General features: G+C 55.8%; 12 protein-coding genes. 7 read left to right on the top strand and 5 right to left on the bottom strand.

Annotated features, from left to right (window positions below; all coding sequences use genetic code 11):
- The first annotated feature begins 20 nt into the window (after nt 1-20).
- The gene (locus SV7mr_RS08095; RefSeq protein ID WP_145270891.1) at nt 21-1,691 is read left to right on the top strand and encodes an ABC transporter permease subunit; all 1,671 of its coding nucleotides are present in this window, start codon (nt 21-23) and stop codon (nt 1,689-1,691) included.
- Between the two features lie 202 nt (nt 1,692-1,893).
- Here SV7mr_RS08095 and frr read toward each other — a convergent pair whose 3' ends face one another.
- The 4 genes from frr to rpsB form a co-directional block, all read right to left on the bottom strand.
- Nucleotides 1,894-2,454, bottom strand: coding sequence for a ribosome recycling factor (gene frr, locus SV7mr_RS08090; RefSeq protein WP_145270889.1), 561 nt, complete (start codon nt 2,452-2,454; stop codon nt 1,894-1,896).
- A 232-nt stretch (nt 2,455-2,686) separates the two neighbouring features.
- A complete protein-coding gene (pyrH, locus tag SV7mr_RS08085) occupies nt 2,687-3,421 on the bottom strand; it encodes a UMP kinase (RefSeq protein WP_419188243.1) in 735 nt (244 codons plus the stop codon).
- 262 nt (nt 3,422-3,683) lie between these two features.
- The gene (tsf, locus tag SV7mr_RS08080) at nt 3,684-4,658 is read right to left on the bottom strand and encodes a translation elongation factor Ts (protein WP_145270885.1); all 975 of its coding nucleotides are present in this window, start codon (nt 4,656-4,658) and stop codon (nt 3,684-3,686) included.
- A 149-nt stretch (nt 4,659-4,807) separates the two neighbouring features.
- Nucleotides 4,808-5,563 carry a 30S ribosomal protein S2 gene (gene rpsB / locus SV7mr_RS08075; RefSeq protein WP_145278206.1) on the bottom strand — a complete coding sequence of 252 codons (756 nt, stop codon included), beginning with the start codon at nt 5,561-5,563 and terminating at the stop codon, nt 4,808-4,810.
- Nucleotides 5,564-6,109: 546 nt separating this feature from the next.
- Here rpsB and SV7mr_RS08070 point away from each other — a divergent pair.
- From SV7mr_RS08070 to mog, 6 genes are all read left to right on the top strand, one after another.
- Nucleotides 6,110-6,904: an apolipoprotein acyltransferase gene (locus SV7mr_RS08070; protein ID WP_145270883.1), complete on the top strand. Its 795-nt coding sequence runs from the start codon at nt 6,110-6,112 to the stop codon at nt 6,902-6,904.
- A 229-nt stretch (nt 6,905-7,133) separates the two neighbouring features.
- Complete coding sequence (locus tag SV7mr_RS08065; protein WP_145270881.1) at nt 7,134-9,167, top strand: hypothetical protein; 2,034 nt, start codon at nt 7,134-7,136, stop codon at nt 9,165-9,167.
- A 1,300-nt stretch (nt 9,168-10,467) separates the two neighbouring features.
- The gene (locus SV7mr_RS08060; RefSeq protein ID WP_145270879.1) at nt 10,468-12,990 is read left to right on the top strand and encodes a hypothetical protein; all 2,523 of its coding nucleotides are present in this window, start codon (nt 10,468-10,470) and stop codon (nt 12,988-12,990) included.
- A 156-nt stretch (nt 12,991-13,146) separates the two neighbouring features.
- Nucleotides 13,147-14,100 carry an SRPBCC family protein gene (locus SV7mr_RS08055; protein WP_145270877.1) on the top strand — a complete coding sequence of 318 codons (954 nt, stop codon included), beginning with the start codon at nt 13,147-13,149 and terminating at the stop codon, nt 14,098-14,100.
- Nucleotides 14,101-14,122: 22 nt separating this feature from the next.
- Nucleotides 14,123-15,268, top strand: coding sequence for a M24 family metallopeptidase (locus SV7mr_RS08050; RefSeq protein WP_145270875.1), 1,146 nt, complete (start codon nt 14,123-14,125; stop codon nt 15,266-15,268).
- Nucleotides 15,265-15,831 carry a molybdopterin adenylyltransferase gene (gene mog / locus SV7mr_RS08045; protein WP_145270873.1) on the top strand — a complete coding sequence of 189 codons (567 nt, stop codon included), beginning with the start codon at nt 15,265-15,267 and terminating at the stop codon, nt 15,829-15,831. Before SV7mr_RS08050 ends, mog begins: the two co-directional genes overlap by 4 nt.
- A 10-nt stretch (nt 15,832-15,841) precedes the next feature.
- Here mog and SV7mr_RS08040 read toward each other — a convergent pair whose 3' ends face one another.
- Nucleotides 15,842-17,767: a heparinase II/III family protein gene (locus SV7mr_RS08040; RefSeq protein WP_145270871.1), complete on the bottom strand. Its 1,926-nt coding sequence runs from the start codon at nt 17,765-17,767 to the stop codon at nt 15,842-15,844.
- Nucleotides 17,768-17,780 lie beyond the last annotated feature (13 nt).

The following is a 17,780-nucleotide window of genomic DNA, read 5'->3' as shown; positions in this document are numbered from 1 at the left end:
TTCGCTCGAACAGCCCCTTGATGAACTGCTTCTGCTGCGAGCTTTGCTTTTACAACATGTATATCTTCGAGAACCCTGTTCTGCAGCGCGAACTGCTGGTCAATCTTCGCACCAATCGTGCCATCTTTCTGCTTGCCGCGTACCAGATTTTGCTGGCCATCATAGTGGTTGCAGCCTGGCCATCAGACGAACGACTTGACCTGAGCACCAGCCCGCCATCGGCGACCAATTTGGTCAACTTGTTTTTCCTGGGGCAGTATGTGATCGCATCACTGATGGCGCCCAGTTTCGCCGCCGGAGCGATTGCCGGTGAAAAGGAACGCAAGACCTACGAGATGCTGCTGGCTAGCCCACTGCGTCCCGGCGCGATCATCGCTGGCAAAATGATCGCCTCGCTGACACATATTGGCATGCTGATCATTGGATCGCTGCCCATCATCGTGCTGTGCTTGCCGCTGGGCGGATTTAGCCTTTACGAAGTGCTGGCGGCTTATGCTGGCTTGATCATTTCGGTGATCCTCTTTGGCGCCATCGCTGTGTTCTGCAGCAGTTACTTTCCCAACACCAGCAACGCGTTGGTGGTCAGTTATGTCGCGATCCTGCCGCTGGTGATTGGCGCCTGCTTGGTCTGGGTGTTCCTGGCCGATGAAGGCAACCTGCGTCTCAACTTGGCCACGATTGTATTCCCCGCGTTTGGACTGACGGGCGTGATCTTAATGTGCGCCTTCTCGGCCCAACGCCTGCTGTACCCGCCAGACATGGGCAGCGAAGGCAAAGAGGTCTTTGATCTAGAAGAGGAGTCCAAGAACGCTGTCGGCTTGGTGATTCAACCGGACCAATTCCCCGACCGCCTGTTTGCGCCACCAAAGAAAGAATCACTGATGGCCGACGGCGCTAACCCGGTGTACGACAAAGAACTCCACAGTGAGATCTTTAGCCAAGGCACCTTGATGCTGCGACTTGTGATCCAGATCAGCATCGTGTTGGCGATCCCGATGATGGCGGTGTTCCTGTTCTTCATGCCTGAGCATGCACCCTGGTTCGGCGTTTATGTGATTGTCTTCAATATGCTTGTTGGCCCAACGTTTTTGGCCAGCAGCATCACTAGCGAACGTGAACGACAGACACTGGACCTCTTGCTGACCACCCCGCTATCACCGGTGCAAATCCTATGGGGCAAGTTTCTAGTCCGCTTTCGAATCTCGCTGGTGCTAACCTGCTTCCTGCTATGGCCGTTGCTGCTGGGTGCAGGATTCAATCCTGATCTGTACAGCAACTGGCTCAGCATGCTGCTCATGCTGTTGATCGTGCTGTCAGTGTGCGTCGTTAACTGCGTCATCGGCTTGGTTTGCTCACTGTTCTCACGCAAAACATCTGTCGCCTTGTTGTTGACGTATTCCACGTTGTTGATCCTTTACGTGGTGCCACCGGCCTTGGCGATTCTGACACGGATGCTGAACTTCACCAATCAAACGTATGCAGTGATTGACCTGTGCGGGATCCTCAGTCCGTTCTCGGCACTGTTTGCCTTGCCACTGGACCAAAGCGTGATTGAAGACAACGTGATGAGAAATGCAGGCAACATGGTCATCGTGACGCTGTACTTCGTGGTCAGCGCATTGATCATCCTGATTGCCAGCGGCGCAATGATCTTGAACCTTCGCTCACGTCGCGGCTTATCAGAAGGCTGATCGGCCCACTGACAGTGGGCGGGAATCAGCATCAGACATGGTTTTGAGAATCACAGGGCGAAGCGACAGAGGGCGCGTCCCCTGGACGCACCAATGCCCGAACAAACCATGCACTTACAGTGCCACCTGGATGCTGCACGTGCAAGCACGGCACCCTACGAACATGACGGGCGCCCTGCGGTGGGCTCGATAAACGAACTGCTTAGCTGTCCATGACTTCCGCTTCGCGAGCTTTGGCCAGTTCGTTGACCTGCTCTTCGAACTTCTTGGTCAAGTCCTGGATGTCACTTTTCAGCTTGTCGCGATCGTCTTCGGTGATCTCTTTGTCCTTTTCCAGCTGATCGGCGGTCTTGTTGCCATCCCGACGAATATTGCGAATGGAAATCTTGGAGTCTTCGGCCAATTCCTTGATGCGAATGCCCATCTTCTTCCGCACGTCCGTTGACAAGGCAGGCACATTCAAGCGAATGAATTTGCCATCGTTCTGAGGGCTCATTCCCAAGTCACTGGCAACGATCGCTTTTTCGATGTCTTTGATCGTGCTCGCATCGTAGGGACGAATCAAAATCTGCTGTGGCTCAGGAACACCGATGGAGGCCAACTGCTTCAGCGGGGTGAGTGATCCGTACGCCTCAACCTTCAGCGAATCGACCAATCCGGGCGTGGCGCGACCGGTCCGAATGCCAGAGAGCTGGTTCCCCAGCACGCTGATGGCTTTTTCCATGCGTTCTTCGGTATCCATCAGGGTTTCATCTGCGGACATATCATGCATCCTTGGGTTGAGGAATTGGAGGACTTTGATTTCACTGCTTAATCATACGCTCTGCTGGAGAAATTGCAGCGCTGTGAGAGCAGTCACCTACGACGATTTTATCGACTTCTAAGCCATTGCGGCTCAGCCGTGTCCGTTTTTTTTCCACGGCAAAGATCATCGACACAGCGGGACGCGGTGTCTTGACATTCACATCAATCGGAACGCGGCTTGATCACAGACGCTATTCAGCGCCGATCCAGGTACCGACGGTCTTGCCGCTGATTGCTTGTACGATGCTACCGGCTTTCTTGAAGTTAAACACCAAGATCGGCTTGCTGTGCTCCTGGCACAACGCAATCGCCGTGGCGTCCATGACCTTCAGCTGTTTTTCATTGACTTCACGATAGGTCAACCGGTCATACAACACCGCGTGTGGATTCTTTTCGGGATCGTCACTGTAAACTCCATCCACGCGTGTGGCTTTCAGAACCACATCGGCATCGATTTCCAGGGCGCGCTGAGCGGCCGCGGTGTCCGTTGTGACAAACGGGTTTCCGATTCCCGCAGCCAGGATGATCACGCGTCCCTTTTCCAAGTGCCGAATCGCTCGCCGGCGAATGAAGGTTTCGGCAATCTTGTCCACCGGGACCGCAGACATCACGCGAGTGTCAAGCCCCAACGCTTCGATCGCGTCTTGCATGGCCAATGAGTTGATGACCGTTGCCAGCATTCCCATGTAGTGAGCAGTCGCTTCTTGGACCAAGGCATTGGTTCCAGAAAACTGAGCGCCACGCAGGATGTTTCCGCCCCCGATCACGATCGCGATCTGACAGCCTGACCGATGAGCCTGCTCAATCTGGCCGGCAATTTCGGACATTTCTTTTCCGCTGATGCCACGGCCGCCGGAACCCGCCAGGCTTTCACCGCTGAGCTTTAAAACGACACGTTTGTACTGAAGAGACTGAGATTCTGACATCCGTTTTGGTCCAGCGAATTGGCATGGCTTGGAAGTAAAGCAGACGCACCGATCCATCGTCGCATACGCTGCTGGAACATACAACGCGCGGACACGACGCGCATCGCAAATGCCCTGCAAAAGCATACGAAAAAACCTCGCCTGTCCAACATGGGCAGGCGAGGTTTATGAATTGATCGGGCAAATTAATTCGCTTGATCTCTTCGGCCGCTAAGCCAGTGAGTCAATCCGAAAACTTGCAACCATGGTTGGGCGAACGCAATCAGCCGCCAACCGAAAGGCGTTTGAACGCAATCACTTTGGCTTCTGGATGATAATCCGCCACAGCCGCTTCAACGGTCTTGCTATCGTCAAGTGCGAAGAACTGGCTTAGCAGACACTTCTCTTGATCCAACAACGTGTTGTCGGCGATGAAGCGTTCCATTTTGCCGGGGACGATTTTGTCCCAAATCTTCTCTGGCTTGCCATCGGCTTTCAACTCAGCTTTGATCGCGTCTTCAGCAGCGGCCAAAACGTCTTCGGTCAATTGCTTGCGGCTAGCGAACTGAGGAACGGTTTTCAAAGCTTTACCAAGACGCTGACGGTCTTCGTTTTCGACCTTGATTTGTCCTTGCAGTGCTTCCAATTCCTTGGCAACAAACGCTTCGTCAAATTCGTCTGGTGTCAGGATTTGTGGGCTCATCGCAGCAATGTGCATGGCGATTTTGCGGAAGAAATCTGCCGCGTCGTCTTTGCCGCCACCGTGGTATGCCAGGACCACACCGATCTTGCTGCCGGCGTGAATGTACGACGAGACTGAATCGCCTTCAACGATTTGGAAGTCCGCGACTTCGATCTTTTCACCGATGGTACCGGTTCGTTCAACCAGCTTTTCAGCAACCGTTGAACCGTCGAATTCCATCGCAGCGACTTCTTCCTTGGTGGTCAAACCAGCAGCCAAAGCAGCATCAGCAATTTGCTGTGCCAAGGCACTGAAGTCTTCGTTACGAGCAACGAAGTCAGTTTCGCAGCTGAGCGCCAACAGGGCAGACTTGCCGGCAACAGAGGCTACAACGACGACGCCTTCGTTGGCTTCGCGGTCAGCTCGCTTTGCAGCAACCTTTTGACCTTTCTTACGCAAGTAGTCCAAGGCAGCTTCCATGTCGCCGCCAGACTCTTCCAAGGCCTTTTTGCAATCCATCATTCCAGCGCCAGTGCTTTTACGCAATTCGCTGACGTCTTTGGCTGAAATCGCCATCGTTTCCTCCAGAGCGTCCCGTGGGGGACATCAAGTATCAGTGGGGAATGGTGTTAATCCAATGTTCTGTTTAAAAGGACCGGCCAAAGCGAGCAGCGGTTCACAGCGCGCTGAGCAAGTTAACCGGTCCTTGATCCTCTGGTCGCCGATCAGCCTTCTGTGGCTGAAGCGGTTTCCGCAGGTGCGGCAGGTGCGGCTTCACCAGCAGCAGCAGCCATTTCAGTTTGACCTTTGCCTTCAATCACGGCATCGGAAAGCTGCTTCAAAATCAATTCGATGCTGCGGATACCATCGTCGTTACCGGGAATGGGCAGATCGATTGCGGTTGGATCGCTGTCGGTATCGATCAGGCCAACGGTGGTGATGCCCAAACGCTTGGCTTCACGGACGGCGTTGCGTTCTTTACCGGGGTCAACGATGAACAAGCACTCTGGCAAACGGTTCATCGTGCGCAGACCATTCAGGTTGCGGTACATTTTTCGGTATTCGCGGTTCAGCGATGACTGCATCTTCTTGCTGTAACCGTTGATCGCGTCGCTACCACGGATGGATTCCAATTCTTCCAAACGTCCCAATCGGCTGCGAATGGTACGGAAGTTTGTCAACGTACCACCCAACCAACGCTCGCTGACGAACGGCATGCCACAGCGCGATGCCTGAGCTTCAATCGCCTCACCAGCTTGTCGCTTGGTTCCGACGAACAAGATCAACGAGCCACCAGCAGCCACTTGACTGAGGTACTTGCGGGCACGCAGCATGCCACGCAGTGTTTCGCGAATATCCAGAATGTGAATCTGGTTCTTGCTACCGAAGATGTATGGCTTCATCTTCGGGTTCCACAAACTGGTGCGGTGACCAAAGTGGACACCAGCTTCAATCATGTCTTGAACAATTTGATTTGCCATCGACTCAATGCTCCATTGCATGGCTGTCTGTGCGGGCATCACGAAACCATTGCCAAACTCCTTGGCGGGTTCCCAGGGCATGATGTTTTGAGGCAGTTCACAACAAGAATGCTCCAGCGCGGCAAAACCGCATCCGAAACACTACTTTGTCTGCTCCAAAACACCCCCGAAATCCGGGGCCCTTCATCCCAGAATGCACGGACGAAAGTGTTTAAAAAACAGGGAAACGACATATTTCCCGTTGGGGCTCGAGAGGGTAGCCCATCACCGCGGCATCGACAAGGTCGCCAAGCCCCAGAATTCCCATCCAAACCCAGCATTTCCGCTCCACCACCAGACACGCTGGCGCCACCGCGTGATTTTGCCAAACCGGACTCCGACAGCCTAGTCGCGTGCCCTACAATTCCCCGTTCAAAGACAGTTCTGCTTGCAAGAGTGTTTGATGCGAATCGCCAGCAAACTGAGGTGCGGCTACGACCACACTGCTGAGACCGCACTGCTGAGCGCATTTGACTTCGTCGCGATCCCATCCTGTCGAGAAAAGCCATGAATCCGTCCGATTTCGCTGACCATTGCCACCAAGTTGCCGCTGAACGTGCCCGTCAATGCGGTGGCACCGCTGCTCAGCCGGGCTGCGATGGAGGAAATATCGGCCCCGATGGCAAACCACTGTCGACCGCAGAGATGCTGATCGGCCTGTTCCAGAGCTTTCGCCCCGACGGTGAAAGACTTGGCGACCTGCTGGAACCGCTGCCGCAGGCCCCTCAACTGCTTGATCGGATTCTGCCACTGTATGAAGTTGCCGGATCAGGCCAGCGGCCCGGCGGCGGCAAAGATGCCTTTTTCGTGGTTCGCGACGCCCCTGAACTGGCTCCTGAACTGGCAAAGCAACTTGGCATGCAATGGCTGCAAGGCTTGCAAACCATCGCCAGCCAAACCGGCCAGCACGCCATCAGCGAGCATCTTGGCACTGACATCGAAATTCGCGTGCTGCAAGGGAAAGCCCCCAAACACCCCAAAGAACCCGTCGACCGCAGCAAGTTGTTGACGATCATCGCCGACCAGTTGCCAGAGATCCTGAACGACCTGCATTCTGGAGCCGGTTCCTTAAACGATGCAGACGAACAAACCGCTGAAACACACGCCTCCCTTCTGGCACCGGCTTACTACTTCATTGCCTGCGATGCGATGCTAAGAGACTACCTGATGTGGCCATTCCTGGCGGAAACCTTGACGGCCGCTGATCCGCTGCAGGCATATTTTGAACTCTGGTCCCACGGTGTCAAAGCCCGCAGTTTCCGCGATCAACAGCTGGACCTCTATCTTCCCATGCCTACCTAGAGACAGCCTGTCGCGCCGGCAGAAGCCGAATCTTGCCGCTCGCGTTTAAAATCAATCTTAACTCCAAGCCCCTTCCAACTCGGCCGCCCACAGGAGAACGAAAGACCGCAGCCTGACAACAGACGCAAAGCCGCTGGCAATTCCATCTTGATCTGCGCCGCGGTTTTCAGCTATTGCACAAGTTGAAACAGCTGTTCATGCACACTACTACCTACCCATTGAACCAGACATGGATGTCACGGTACAAGCCTCGCTCTTTGACCGCTACCGCTGCGTTACGAGCAAACTCGGATCGATGCTACTGACCTGCTTCGCGTTGGCAGCGTTGACAACCGCAACCAGTAACGCTCAGGAATCTGGCCTACAGGAATCCGGCATACAGGCACCTGATTCAGCCACCAATACCGCTGATCGCGAGGTTCCGTACAACGTCTTCGTCAAGCAGAACGACGGATTCGCTCGATGTGGCCCTTCGGAAAAACTCTATCGTACCGATTCACTTCGCCTTGGACAACAACTTGAGGTCTATCTTGAAACGAAAGATGGCTGGCTGGGAATTCGCCCGGTAAAGTCGAGTTTCTGCTGGCTTCCAGCGGACCAAGTCGAGCTCACTGATGACGGAACCATCGGCATGATCATCGAAGATCAAGTGACTTGCTGGATTGGCACCAACCTCGGACAAGCCAAACGCTATCGCTGGCAAGTCCAGCTCGATGCAGGCGAAGAAGTTGCCATCCTAGGAAGCAACGAACAGCAGGCCGACGACTCCAAGGAGCAACGCACCTGGCTGCGCATCGTCCCACCGCCAGGCGAATTTCGCTGGGTGCATCGCGACCAGATCGTGCCAACGGCCGAAGCTTTGGCCAAAATCCTGACCAATCCCAACGCGGCATCGCCCGACGCTGCGATCATGCAGGTCAACAACGAAACCGAAGTCGCGCAGCCAACCAAGCCAAACCAAAGCCCAGTTCCCTCCACTGATGAGACTGGCAACCTATCAAAACTGGACCCAAAGTCAATCCTCAACGCCAGCCCGATCGACAATGGCCAAGCGGTGTTGTCTCCGCTACCACCGCTGCAAAACACACCAGCGGATGGCACTGTCCCCCATTCCACATCCGAGGGCCCTGTCAAGTTCCACCTCGGCAAATCCAATGATCAGTTCCCAGACCAAGGCGCCGTGATCGGCAGCGGCCTGAAAGATGCCTGGCGTTCGCTGAACCCCATCGCTGGCAACTCGAGCCAACAACCGACGCTCGCTGTGACCGACGGACAATCGGTTCTGGAAACCAACGATACGATGGCCCCGGCAACGCAAGCAATTGCCCCGGGAACGGCACAATCAGAACTGGGCAAGCCAGCTTCGACCCTGGACCAAGTCTCCAAGATTGTGGCCAACTTTGTGGGCACACCGCGCTTAGTGGAAATGAATCAAGCCGACCCGTTGGCTGAAAACGCCACCACACTCTCGGACCAACGATGGGCAGTCGGCAACGTGACTCGCAACACGACACCGAACGGAACCTCCGGCAGCACGAGCCGCCTGGCAATGCCCGTCATTCCCCAAAAAGCCATTCGCGCGATTCCTGTCACCGATATCACGCGCGTCCAAGATGCGTTAGTAAACGCCAATGCGGACACACTTGACACGATTCTTGCCAAACTGGTTGCCGAGAGCGCATCGGCAGACGAAACCGATTTGGTCGTGAAGTACACCGAACAACTGCTTCGCTCGGGAAACATCGTTGACACCACTCGACTCCGAGACACGTATCGCCGCGCGGCAGGCTATCGTGACTTGGCCAAGCAACGCGACGGAGCCACTCAAATCACGACCACAATGACTGGCCACACCAAACCGCCCTTAGTTGGCGGAATTCGCATGGCCTCCAACGTCGCGCCAGGGATGGTCAACCAGGCGTCGGCATCCAGCGACACCAACGCCTTGCCAGCCAACCAGTTGAAGATCCTGCCTACTTCGGGCAACCTTTCAACGCTTCCACCGGCACTGGCAACTCCCTCCACCGGCCCAGAGACGCACTCGGCATCGGGATTCCTGGTGCAGGTCTACTCGGCTCGCCAAAACAGCCCTCCCTATGCCCTAACCGATGACGCTGGCTTAACGGTGGCCTATGTGACCCCTTATCCAGGCGTCAATCTGCGCAGCCACTTGAACAACCGAGTGACGATCAGCGGCCTGCAGAAGTTTGTTCAAGGCATGAACACACCGCACTTGCTGGCCGACAAAGTGACCCGCAACTGATCGATTTAGCTTGGTCGCATTCGCTCCCAAAACGCCCGAACGACCAAACCCAAACACGGCCACCGCTGAATCCGATGGCTGATCAGATCCGATGAGTCCTGCGGGCGCCTTTGCCGTCGACCGCAGGATCGTGGAAGCCCTTAGCGCGTTCATTGAGACACGCTGCGAGTGTCGGTTTGCATTCTTATTCGATCGCCCCAGCAACCTGGCGGAACGCCCGCTTCCGGCATCTTCTCCCCAGCGACATGTCCCACTGCGTCATGCCCCTTGCTTTACGCGGTTGATTAACCAACGGTCAGCCAACGTCACCGCTGACGTTCTGCAGTCATTCCTGGCTTGGCAGGCGGGGAGTTCCCTAAATCGATACCGTCTCAGGTTTCAATAGCGGAAAATGTGAAACGCTTGTGCTGGAGGGCGGGGTTCGGCGTGCTGCGATTCTAGCGAGCGATGAGACAGTCACCGCACACTGGTTTGGTAGCGCACGCTACAACAACTTGGCCGCAGAACAACGTCCCCTGCCTTGGTCAACTTGCCGCACAACACCGCAAACACCCGCCTGTTGTGGGACCATCGCCCGGTACCGCGAGGGCTGTTTCCTCGTGCATTCAGGGGGAAACGTCGTTACCAGCAAGGCTTTTTAAGCACTGCTGAAACGGGCTCACAAGATCGGACAACAATTGCACTTCAATCGCCACCCCGTAGTGTTCGCGGCCTGCCTTTAGATTAAACTTTGGTGTGCATGAAGCTTTACGAATGGAAAACTATGCGATCTGCATCCTGTTCGATTTGTCATGAATTAGTGCGACTACCAGTTGCAGAGATTCCCCAGGGAGGATCACTTCGCTGTCCATGGTGTGGGCAAGTGCAGCCGATTCAGCAATGGCGGATGACGGAGCCACCCGCGGCGACCGTTTTGGATTCGACAGGTCTACCAATTGAATGCGAAGCGACAACAGCAACCAACACGAAGGCCGCCACCGATTCGGACAATGAATCATTGCACCAGGCATTGCAATCGGCTTCCGCAACAACCCCCGCATCAACGTTCGAGCCACTACTTCCACCCCCACACGTTCTCGCAAAGGCATCAGAGCCGAAGCAACCTGCCGCAACGCAGGTGCCCCCTCAAGAACACACTACACGCCGATCCATACCGGCCTCGGCGAATCCGTCCCATACCATCCAGGCTGAATTTGATTCTCAACCGCCACCTCTAGAAAACCCGGACCGCTTCCCGGTAGCATCCCCACAACCTTATCAACGTTCAAACAAAAAACAGCGGCCAGTCTCGGGCGTAGCAATGAATCAATCCCGTTGCCAAGCCGGCGACAGCGTCCAGATCTTGGATCAAGATCAAGATGATCCTTCGTTTGCTGACCAACAAAGACTCCGCCAGGATGCCGCTCATCCTGAAAACATCAACCGACCTGCAACCCTTACGACTGCGAAACCGCAACTGGCACGACAAACCGCGACCAACGAACCACCATTAACGGTTCCGTCCACGACCGCAACACACTACACTGTCCCCAATTCCACCTCGACCAGACGTTTCGATCAGGGCGCCACGCCCCCTGTCGCTGACAACGATCCCGGCTCGATTCAAACGGTGCCAAAGCGAGACGGTGGCGTGGGGCCAGCGGGACAACTTGGTCACGTCAGCGATCAACTCGCACCGACGCGACGCACTGCATCAGGCAACGCCAGCCCAAAGGAATTCGGGCCAATGGATTCCCTCACAACGGATTGCGACATTGAGTCCCAAGATAGCGTCATGACCACTCCAACGCCTGATCAACCGCGCAGAGAACAGCCCCTTGCTGAGCAAGTAATGGCTGAGCAAGTAATGGCTGAGCACCAGGCAACATCCAGCCATTCCCAACGACACTCTCGCCGGCCAGTGGAGACACAGCAGTCCACCGTCAATCCAGAAGATTGGCCACAGCCACCAAACTACGCTGCCAAGACGGAACAGAAATCACCGTCCGCACCCGCGCTCGCTGCTGACAGCCTAGACGCCGCACCTCAGCAACATGCACCCAACGACACATGGCCGGTGACTCCTGAATCGTATCTGCAACAGCAACCGGTTCGCCCGTCACATGTCGAACTGACACCCGAGCGTTCGCTCGAAGAGTCTTTGCTGGGAGAATCAGCAGACAGCGTGCGACGGCGAGTGCCATTGGCGATGGAAGCTCCGGCCACCAACACCAGCACCTGGAAGACTCCCAGGGAGCGAAACAGCCGCAACAATCTTTTGCGCTTCGTGAAACCACTGGTCCCGACCGCTATCGCGACTTGCCTGGTCATCGGCATTTTGTTGGCCGCAGGAGTCAATCTGCGGGACCCGCTAGGGATCCCTGACGGCAAATCCCCTGCGATGGCTTCCAATCCTGACGGCATCCAGTCGGGTCTGCTAGGTGAACCGGGCCTGCTAGGTGAACCGGGCCTGCTAGGTGATAGCGAGCCATCCGCTAGCGATGCTGAAGCGGGCGCAGAGAACCAGCCGCCGTCGGGTGATCCAACGAACACCTCATCGGCGAGCCAATTCCCAGCCAATGGCACCGAGCCCAATGCCGAGCAGCCAGCCGACAGCATGCTGGGCAACGTCTACGCGGCCATCCAGGAAGCCAAGAAGACCGTCGATGATGGCCCACGCAATAAAACGGGCCAGGAAACAGGTTCGCAAACAAACCAGCAAGCAGTGCAGGGGACCGCGCGCCAGCGAGCCCAGCAACGGCTGGACAAAATGCGAAACCAGCCCAAGCTGATCGACACCAAGGTTGCCACAACCAACGCGGCCAGCGATGAAGCAGAAGCGACAACCAGCAAGCCTGCCATCCCCAGGAAAGACGTGCTGACTGGCAATGAGCCTGCTGCTGGAAATCCACTGGCTGCTGGAAATCCACTGGCATCCAAGACGGATGACATCTCAACGGCACCACCAAGCGTGGACATCAATGCCACCACCAGCTCGCCGACTGCCGAACTGACACCGGAACCCCCAATGGCTTCCACGCCAGGCCACTCCAGCCCATTGGATCCAGAACCGTCGCCCGTTGATCAAACCGCTTATCAGGTTGCCGACCAAACGACTGACCAAGCTGGCAACCGGGAAACTGTCCCATTATCTCCTGCGCCCGCCGCGGCTCCTCAGGTTGCCGCCGACCTGCTACAGCCAATGCGCCAGGATTCCGCCGTCGCTGCCATTTCTCCGGCCCCGGCGACTGAAACCAACATGCTACGACTTGAGCAGCCAATGCCGGCGATCGAACGCATTGCCAGCGTTGCGAACGAAACGACTGACGCAGCAACCGATGTCGCTCAACCGCTGATTTTGCCTCAGACCTATCGTCCCAACGATGCCTTCCTGAATCAGCTGAAAATCACTCAGGACTCCTTGGAACAACTCGCAACCGGAGCGACTGACGGACAGGACAGCCTGCATCAAAACCTTTCAGTGTTTCGAGAGGTGGCGCGGACCAGCGGATTGGCGTCGCAACAAGACGAACCCGCTCTGCTGCCAGTCCTTGCGACCATCAAAGACGATCCATCCCTGCTGAATGCTTTCCAGCCCCTGTGTTGGCAATGGATCATCTGGCAACGTCGCGACACCGAGGGCGTCCTGCTCACTGGAGCGTTGATTCGCCACCATGATCATCACGCAGTGCTGCTGGCAGATGGACATGCGGTCGAAGTCCAACTGGACCAGGAACAACGCCGACTGGTGGGTCAACAAGTGATTGCGTTTGCTAAACTACAGTCGCATGATGACTCTTCTGCCACCGCCGATCTCATCAGTGTCGTCCAACTGCAGCAGTGAATCCTGGCCTCTCCGTAGCACTTGGGGCGGAATTCACGACTTGGCTCTGGCCTCAACTCTGGGGGCGCCCCGTTCTGCGTTCAGCATTCTTGGCGGCACGCTCAGATCGGGTAAGATGGTGACAACAGACGAGTCATCTTCTTCAGGACGATCGCAATGCCCAAGCTTCATCTGTCGCGCTCGATCGAGATCAAGAGTGATCTGGATACGCTTTATCAAGTGGTCGCCGATTACAACACGTGGCCAACATGGTCGCCTTGGTTGCTCGCCGACCCGAACGCCATTCTGGAGCAGTTTGGCGCCCCCGGGACCCCAGACAGCGGCTATCGTTGGGACAGCAATGTGGTTGGCAAAGGGCAGATGCAGCACCGCCAGCTTCAACCGCCGAGCTCCGGCAATTCAGAGCCCTCCATTGACGCCAAACTCGTTTTCATTAGCCCCTGGAAAAGCGAAGGCGACGTGAGATTTCGTTTTAAACGAGTCGCCGCAGACACCGTTGAAGTCAGCTGGCAGATGGACTCCTCGCTGCCCTGGTTCATGTTTCCCTTTAAAGGCATGATGAAGTCCCTGGTCTCGATGGACTACGACCGCGGCTTGGCGATGTTAAAAGACCTTGTTGAAACCGGCAGCATTCCGTCGTCTTGTCAATTTGTTGGCGAAACCGAACACGGACCGTATCAAGTCGTTGGCCTGTCAGGCACCTGCACGCTGCAGGAAATTGGCGAGCGGATGGCAAACACGATCGAACGTGTCAAGCAACACTTACCGCCTTCACTTGCCCCATCCGATCAGCAGTGGGTCGCGTTGTACCACAAGTTTAAACTTCGCAAGCAAATCTTTGATTACTCCTGCGGCATCATTTTGCCACCCGAGCAAGCCACACCAGCAGGCTTGCAGACTTACTCCATTCCTCACACCAAAGCTTATCAGATCACGCACCATGGCAACTATGCTCATTTGGGCAACGCTTGGTCAGCTGGCATGCAACAAATGCGTAGCAATCAACTGAAAGCGAATTCTAAGATTGCAGCGATGGAAATCTATCGCAACAATCCAGAGGACACCGATCCCAATGAAATGTTGACCGATATCATGATCTCCATGAAGTAGCCACCTTCCAACTTGTACTTAGATGAACGACAACAGCTCACTCCCTTGTGTATTGGCCGGAATTGCCGGCAAGAACCCCAGCCTCTTTCGACGCATCCAAGTCGGCCTGGGTGACCCCGCGGCATGGATCGAAAGTCCCGACCGAAAGGTCGCATTGGTGCGGGATCTAGAAATGGATCGCGTCCGTCAAAACAGTCACGCCGACCTTGTCACCTGCCCGGCTGAACACGCCCCCCAGCAGGGCTTGGATGCTGACCGAGAAACGGCAACGGCTCAAGCTGTTGCTGAATTCTGCCGTCAACAAGGATGGCCTACCGTCCGCGTTGATCGAACACTGCCCTTTGTGTTTGCATGGCACTTGGAACAAGCGGGTGTTGGCCTGCAATATGACGCGAACCTGGGTGTTCTTGACCGACGGCAAAAAAGCGAACAAGAGCTCGATTTCCTGCGGCAAGCTCAAGCGGTCACCGGTGAAGTGATGCAACTGCTCTGTCATCGTATCGCTACCAGCACGGCGAACGCCAATGGAGAATTGGTCCACGACGGCCAAGTGTTAACCAGTCAACGGGTGCGATCGATGGCTGCGTCGGAATTTCTCAAGCGTGACTACTCGATGTCTCACGGTGCCATCGTTGCAACGGCCCCAGAAGTCGCTGACTGTCACCATAGCGGTGACGGCACGCTCCGCACAGGCGTTCCCGTCATCGTTGATCTGTTCCCCATGAACAACCAAACACGGTACTGGGGCGATTGCACTCGGACCGTTGTGCATGGACAACCCAGCGACACGGTCGCCAAAATGCATCAAGCCGTCGCCGCGGCCAAGGTTGCCTCGACAGCTAAATTACGTCTGGGTGAAACGGCTGATGCAGTCCACAAGGCTTCCGACCAAGCCTTACTGGATGCTGGTTTCCCCATGTCGCGAGGAACCATCACCGACGAACCTTCGATTCAGCACGGAACAGGTCACGGCATTGGACTGGACGTGCACGAGCCAATTCTACTGGACCATGGCGGCGGCCCGGTACTGCTGGGCGAAGTCTTTACCATCGAGCCTGGCCTGTATGGCCGCAACGACGGCGGTGTTCGCATTGAAGACATGCTGGCGGTCACCGAGGGTGAGGCCGAAAACCTAAACGTCCTGCACGAAGGATTGGATTGGACATGAGCCAAGCATCGCTATCAAACCCAGACACACCCGGCATCGCTCACATTGGCATTGTCACCGTTTCGGATCGCGCGAGCCGTGGCGAGTACGAGGATCTCGGTGGGCCGGCGATCAAGGACTATTTAGATGAAGTCCTTACATCGCCGTTCCAACCGCATGCACGCGTGATCTCGGATGATCAACCGCTGATTGAACGCACGCTGCAAGAACTTTGCGAACAAGAGAACTGCTGCCTGGTCGTCACCACCGGCGGAACGGGGCCTTCGGCCAGAGACGTCACACCGGAAGCCACCGAAGCCGTTTGCGATCGAATGATGCCCGGTTTTGGCGAACTGATGCGCCAAGTTTCGCTCCAAAAGGTCGCGACGGCGATTCTGTCGCGGCAGACCGCTGGCCTGCTGGGTGACAGTTTGATTGTCAATCTGCCGGGGAAACCAAAAGCGATTGCCGAATGCATGGATGCTGTGTTCCCAGCAATCCCCTACTGCATTGACTTAATGGACGGACCAAGACTAGAGACCAATCCTGATCGATTGGTGGCATTCCGGCCCAAAAAGAAGTGACTCGCTGGCCTTAGTCTAACTGCGTCCCCGTTTTTTCACAGAGTTCCAAGGCAGGCCCCTCCGCGATTTGCAAACAGATGCGTCCCTGGCTGGCTGAAACCGCCGGCGAATGTGATGCATCAGCCGATTGCAAATTCAGATGCACCGCAATCCAATGCTGTGCTGATAGCGGAGTCCGGCCGACCAACGTTTGATTCTGATAAGCCTGACCAAATCCGGGACAGTAGACCGAAGGCATGATCTCGGCTTGCGTCTGAGCTCCCAGCCAATGAATGAAGACATTGCCATGCTGGTGTTCGGCATTGAATCGATTGGGCTCTGTGTTCTGCAACTCCCAGTCAGGATGCCAGTGCAGTCGTGAAGTGGCGAACTTGGCTTCGTCAATCTTGCCACACCAGTCTGCAATCAACCAACCTTGATCGGTCTCCAGCACGCAGCGTCCCACTGGAGCACCAAACCCGTCATGAATCGCACTCACCCAGCGGTAACTGCGACGCTGATCATGACATGTCACGGTTCCCTTGTTGCGTGACAGAACTCGCCCACGTCGCCCCATGCGAAAACTGCCGAAGACATCGGCTTGTTCGCGCTGGTCGATCTGCAACACGTTATGGGCTGCAGTTGATCGACAGTAGCGTCGTTTGGCTGTTGATTCGTATTCAAAATTCCCCGTGTCAACCAGCGCTGTGGCCCCGTGCAGACAGGCAGTCACATTCAATAGGTCTGCATGGCCATGAGCTGGTAAGTGGTCACAGGCCACGGCTCCAAAATCAAACAAGAGCTGGTGATCCGAGCCCCGGCGAAACACACCGTAATCGACTGTGAGGGCCCGATACCGCGTGACAGAATCCTTTGCGTCCTGATCGTCGACTGGCAATACCGCCCTGGCCCAGTTCAGTAGCCGATCCAAATCAGGTAGCTCATCCGTTCCGGAATCTCCCAGCAACGCCAGTTCCCCGTTAGGCTGCTGGACATCCTTTAAAAAGCCAACCATTCTCGCTGCAACTTTGGCAAGCGGAAAAGATGCCGCTCGGCCAGCATCTTTGGCAGCTTGCACACATTGCAATAACGACACCGTCATCAAGGCATGATAGGTTGGCGCCCGTTCAACGTGCTCGCCGGATTCGAGCACTTGCAATTCACATTGCTGCATCAACCAACGTTCGATCTGGGGCAAGTCACTTGGTCTGTCAAACCGCAGATAGACTTCGCCCAGGTAGAGCGCCGTCAGATTTTCTAGCAAATGGTTTCCCCCCAAGTCCCATTCCAAATGACGACGCAGGGAATGTAACTGCCTCGCCAAGGCGACGGAAAACGCACTGGCGATCTGCTGGGGGATACCGTGTTGTGCCGCCAAACCAAGCCAGACAGGCAATCGGCGTGAAAGACAGAATGGATGCCAAGCATCTGGATCCATTCCTGGCTGTCGATGCTTGGGAAAGGACAACCAGCTTTCAATCCAACGGAATGCTGCTGCGGGGTTGGTTTCGTCGGCCAACTGCAACAGGGCTTCCTGACTTTGCAAATGGAACCGCCACAGCCGTGATTCAGTGGGATCCCAGTTGATGCCGCCGCGTTGATCGGAGAGATCCACGCATCGATTCAGAGCGCAAAACACACCTTCGGTCATCTCAGCGACGGCTTGATGTCGGTGCGGCCACAGCTTGCAGCGCTGATCGGCAATCGAGACCAAACCGGAGATGCGATCCGTATTAAGCTGTGCCGAAAGCGTCTCGGGCACGGTGAAGAGGTTCGGCAGGGTGCGCTGCGTGCGTTGCTGAACCAGTCGCATCAACCGCCAAGCAAACTGAGCCGGGCGGTGATAGCGCAGCAGTTGCGTTGTGCGTGCCCAAGAGAGTCCGTTGCGGGACTGATTTGTCATGCGCAGCAGCACTTCCGTCCAGTATGCTTCGTCAGCTTCGATCAAGACACTCACGACGAATCAGAAA

It is taken from the genome of Stieleria bergensis (assembly GCA_007745635.1).
Taxonomy (GTDB): domain Bacteria; phylum Planctomycetota; class Planctomycetia; order Pirellulales; family Pirellulaceae; genus Stieleria; species Stieleria bergensis.
Note: the sequence above shows the minus strand (reverse complement) of the source record. Positions and strands in the feature narration are given on the sequence as shown.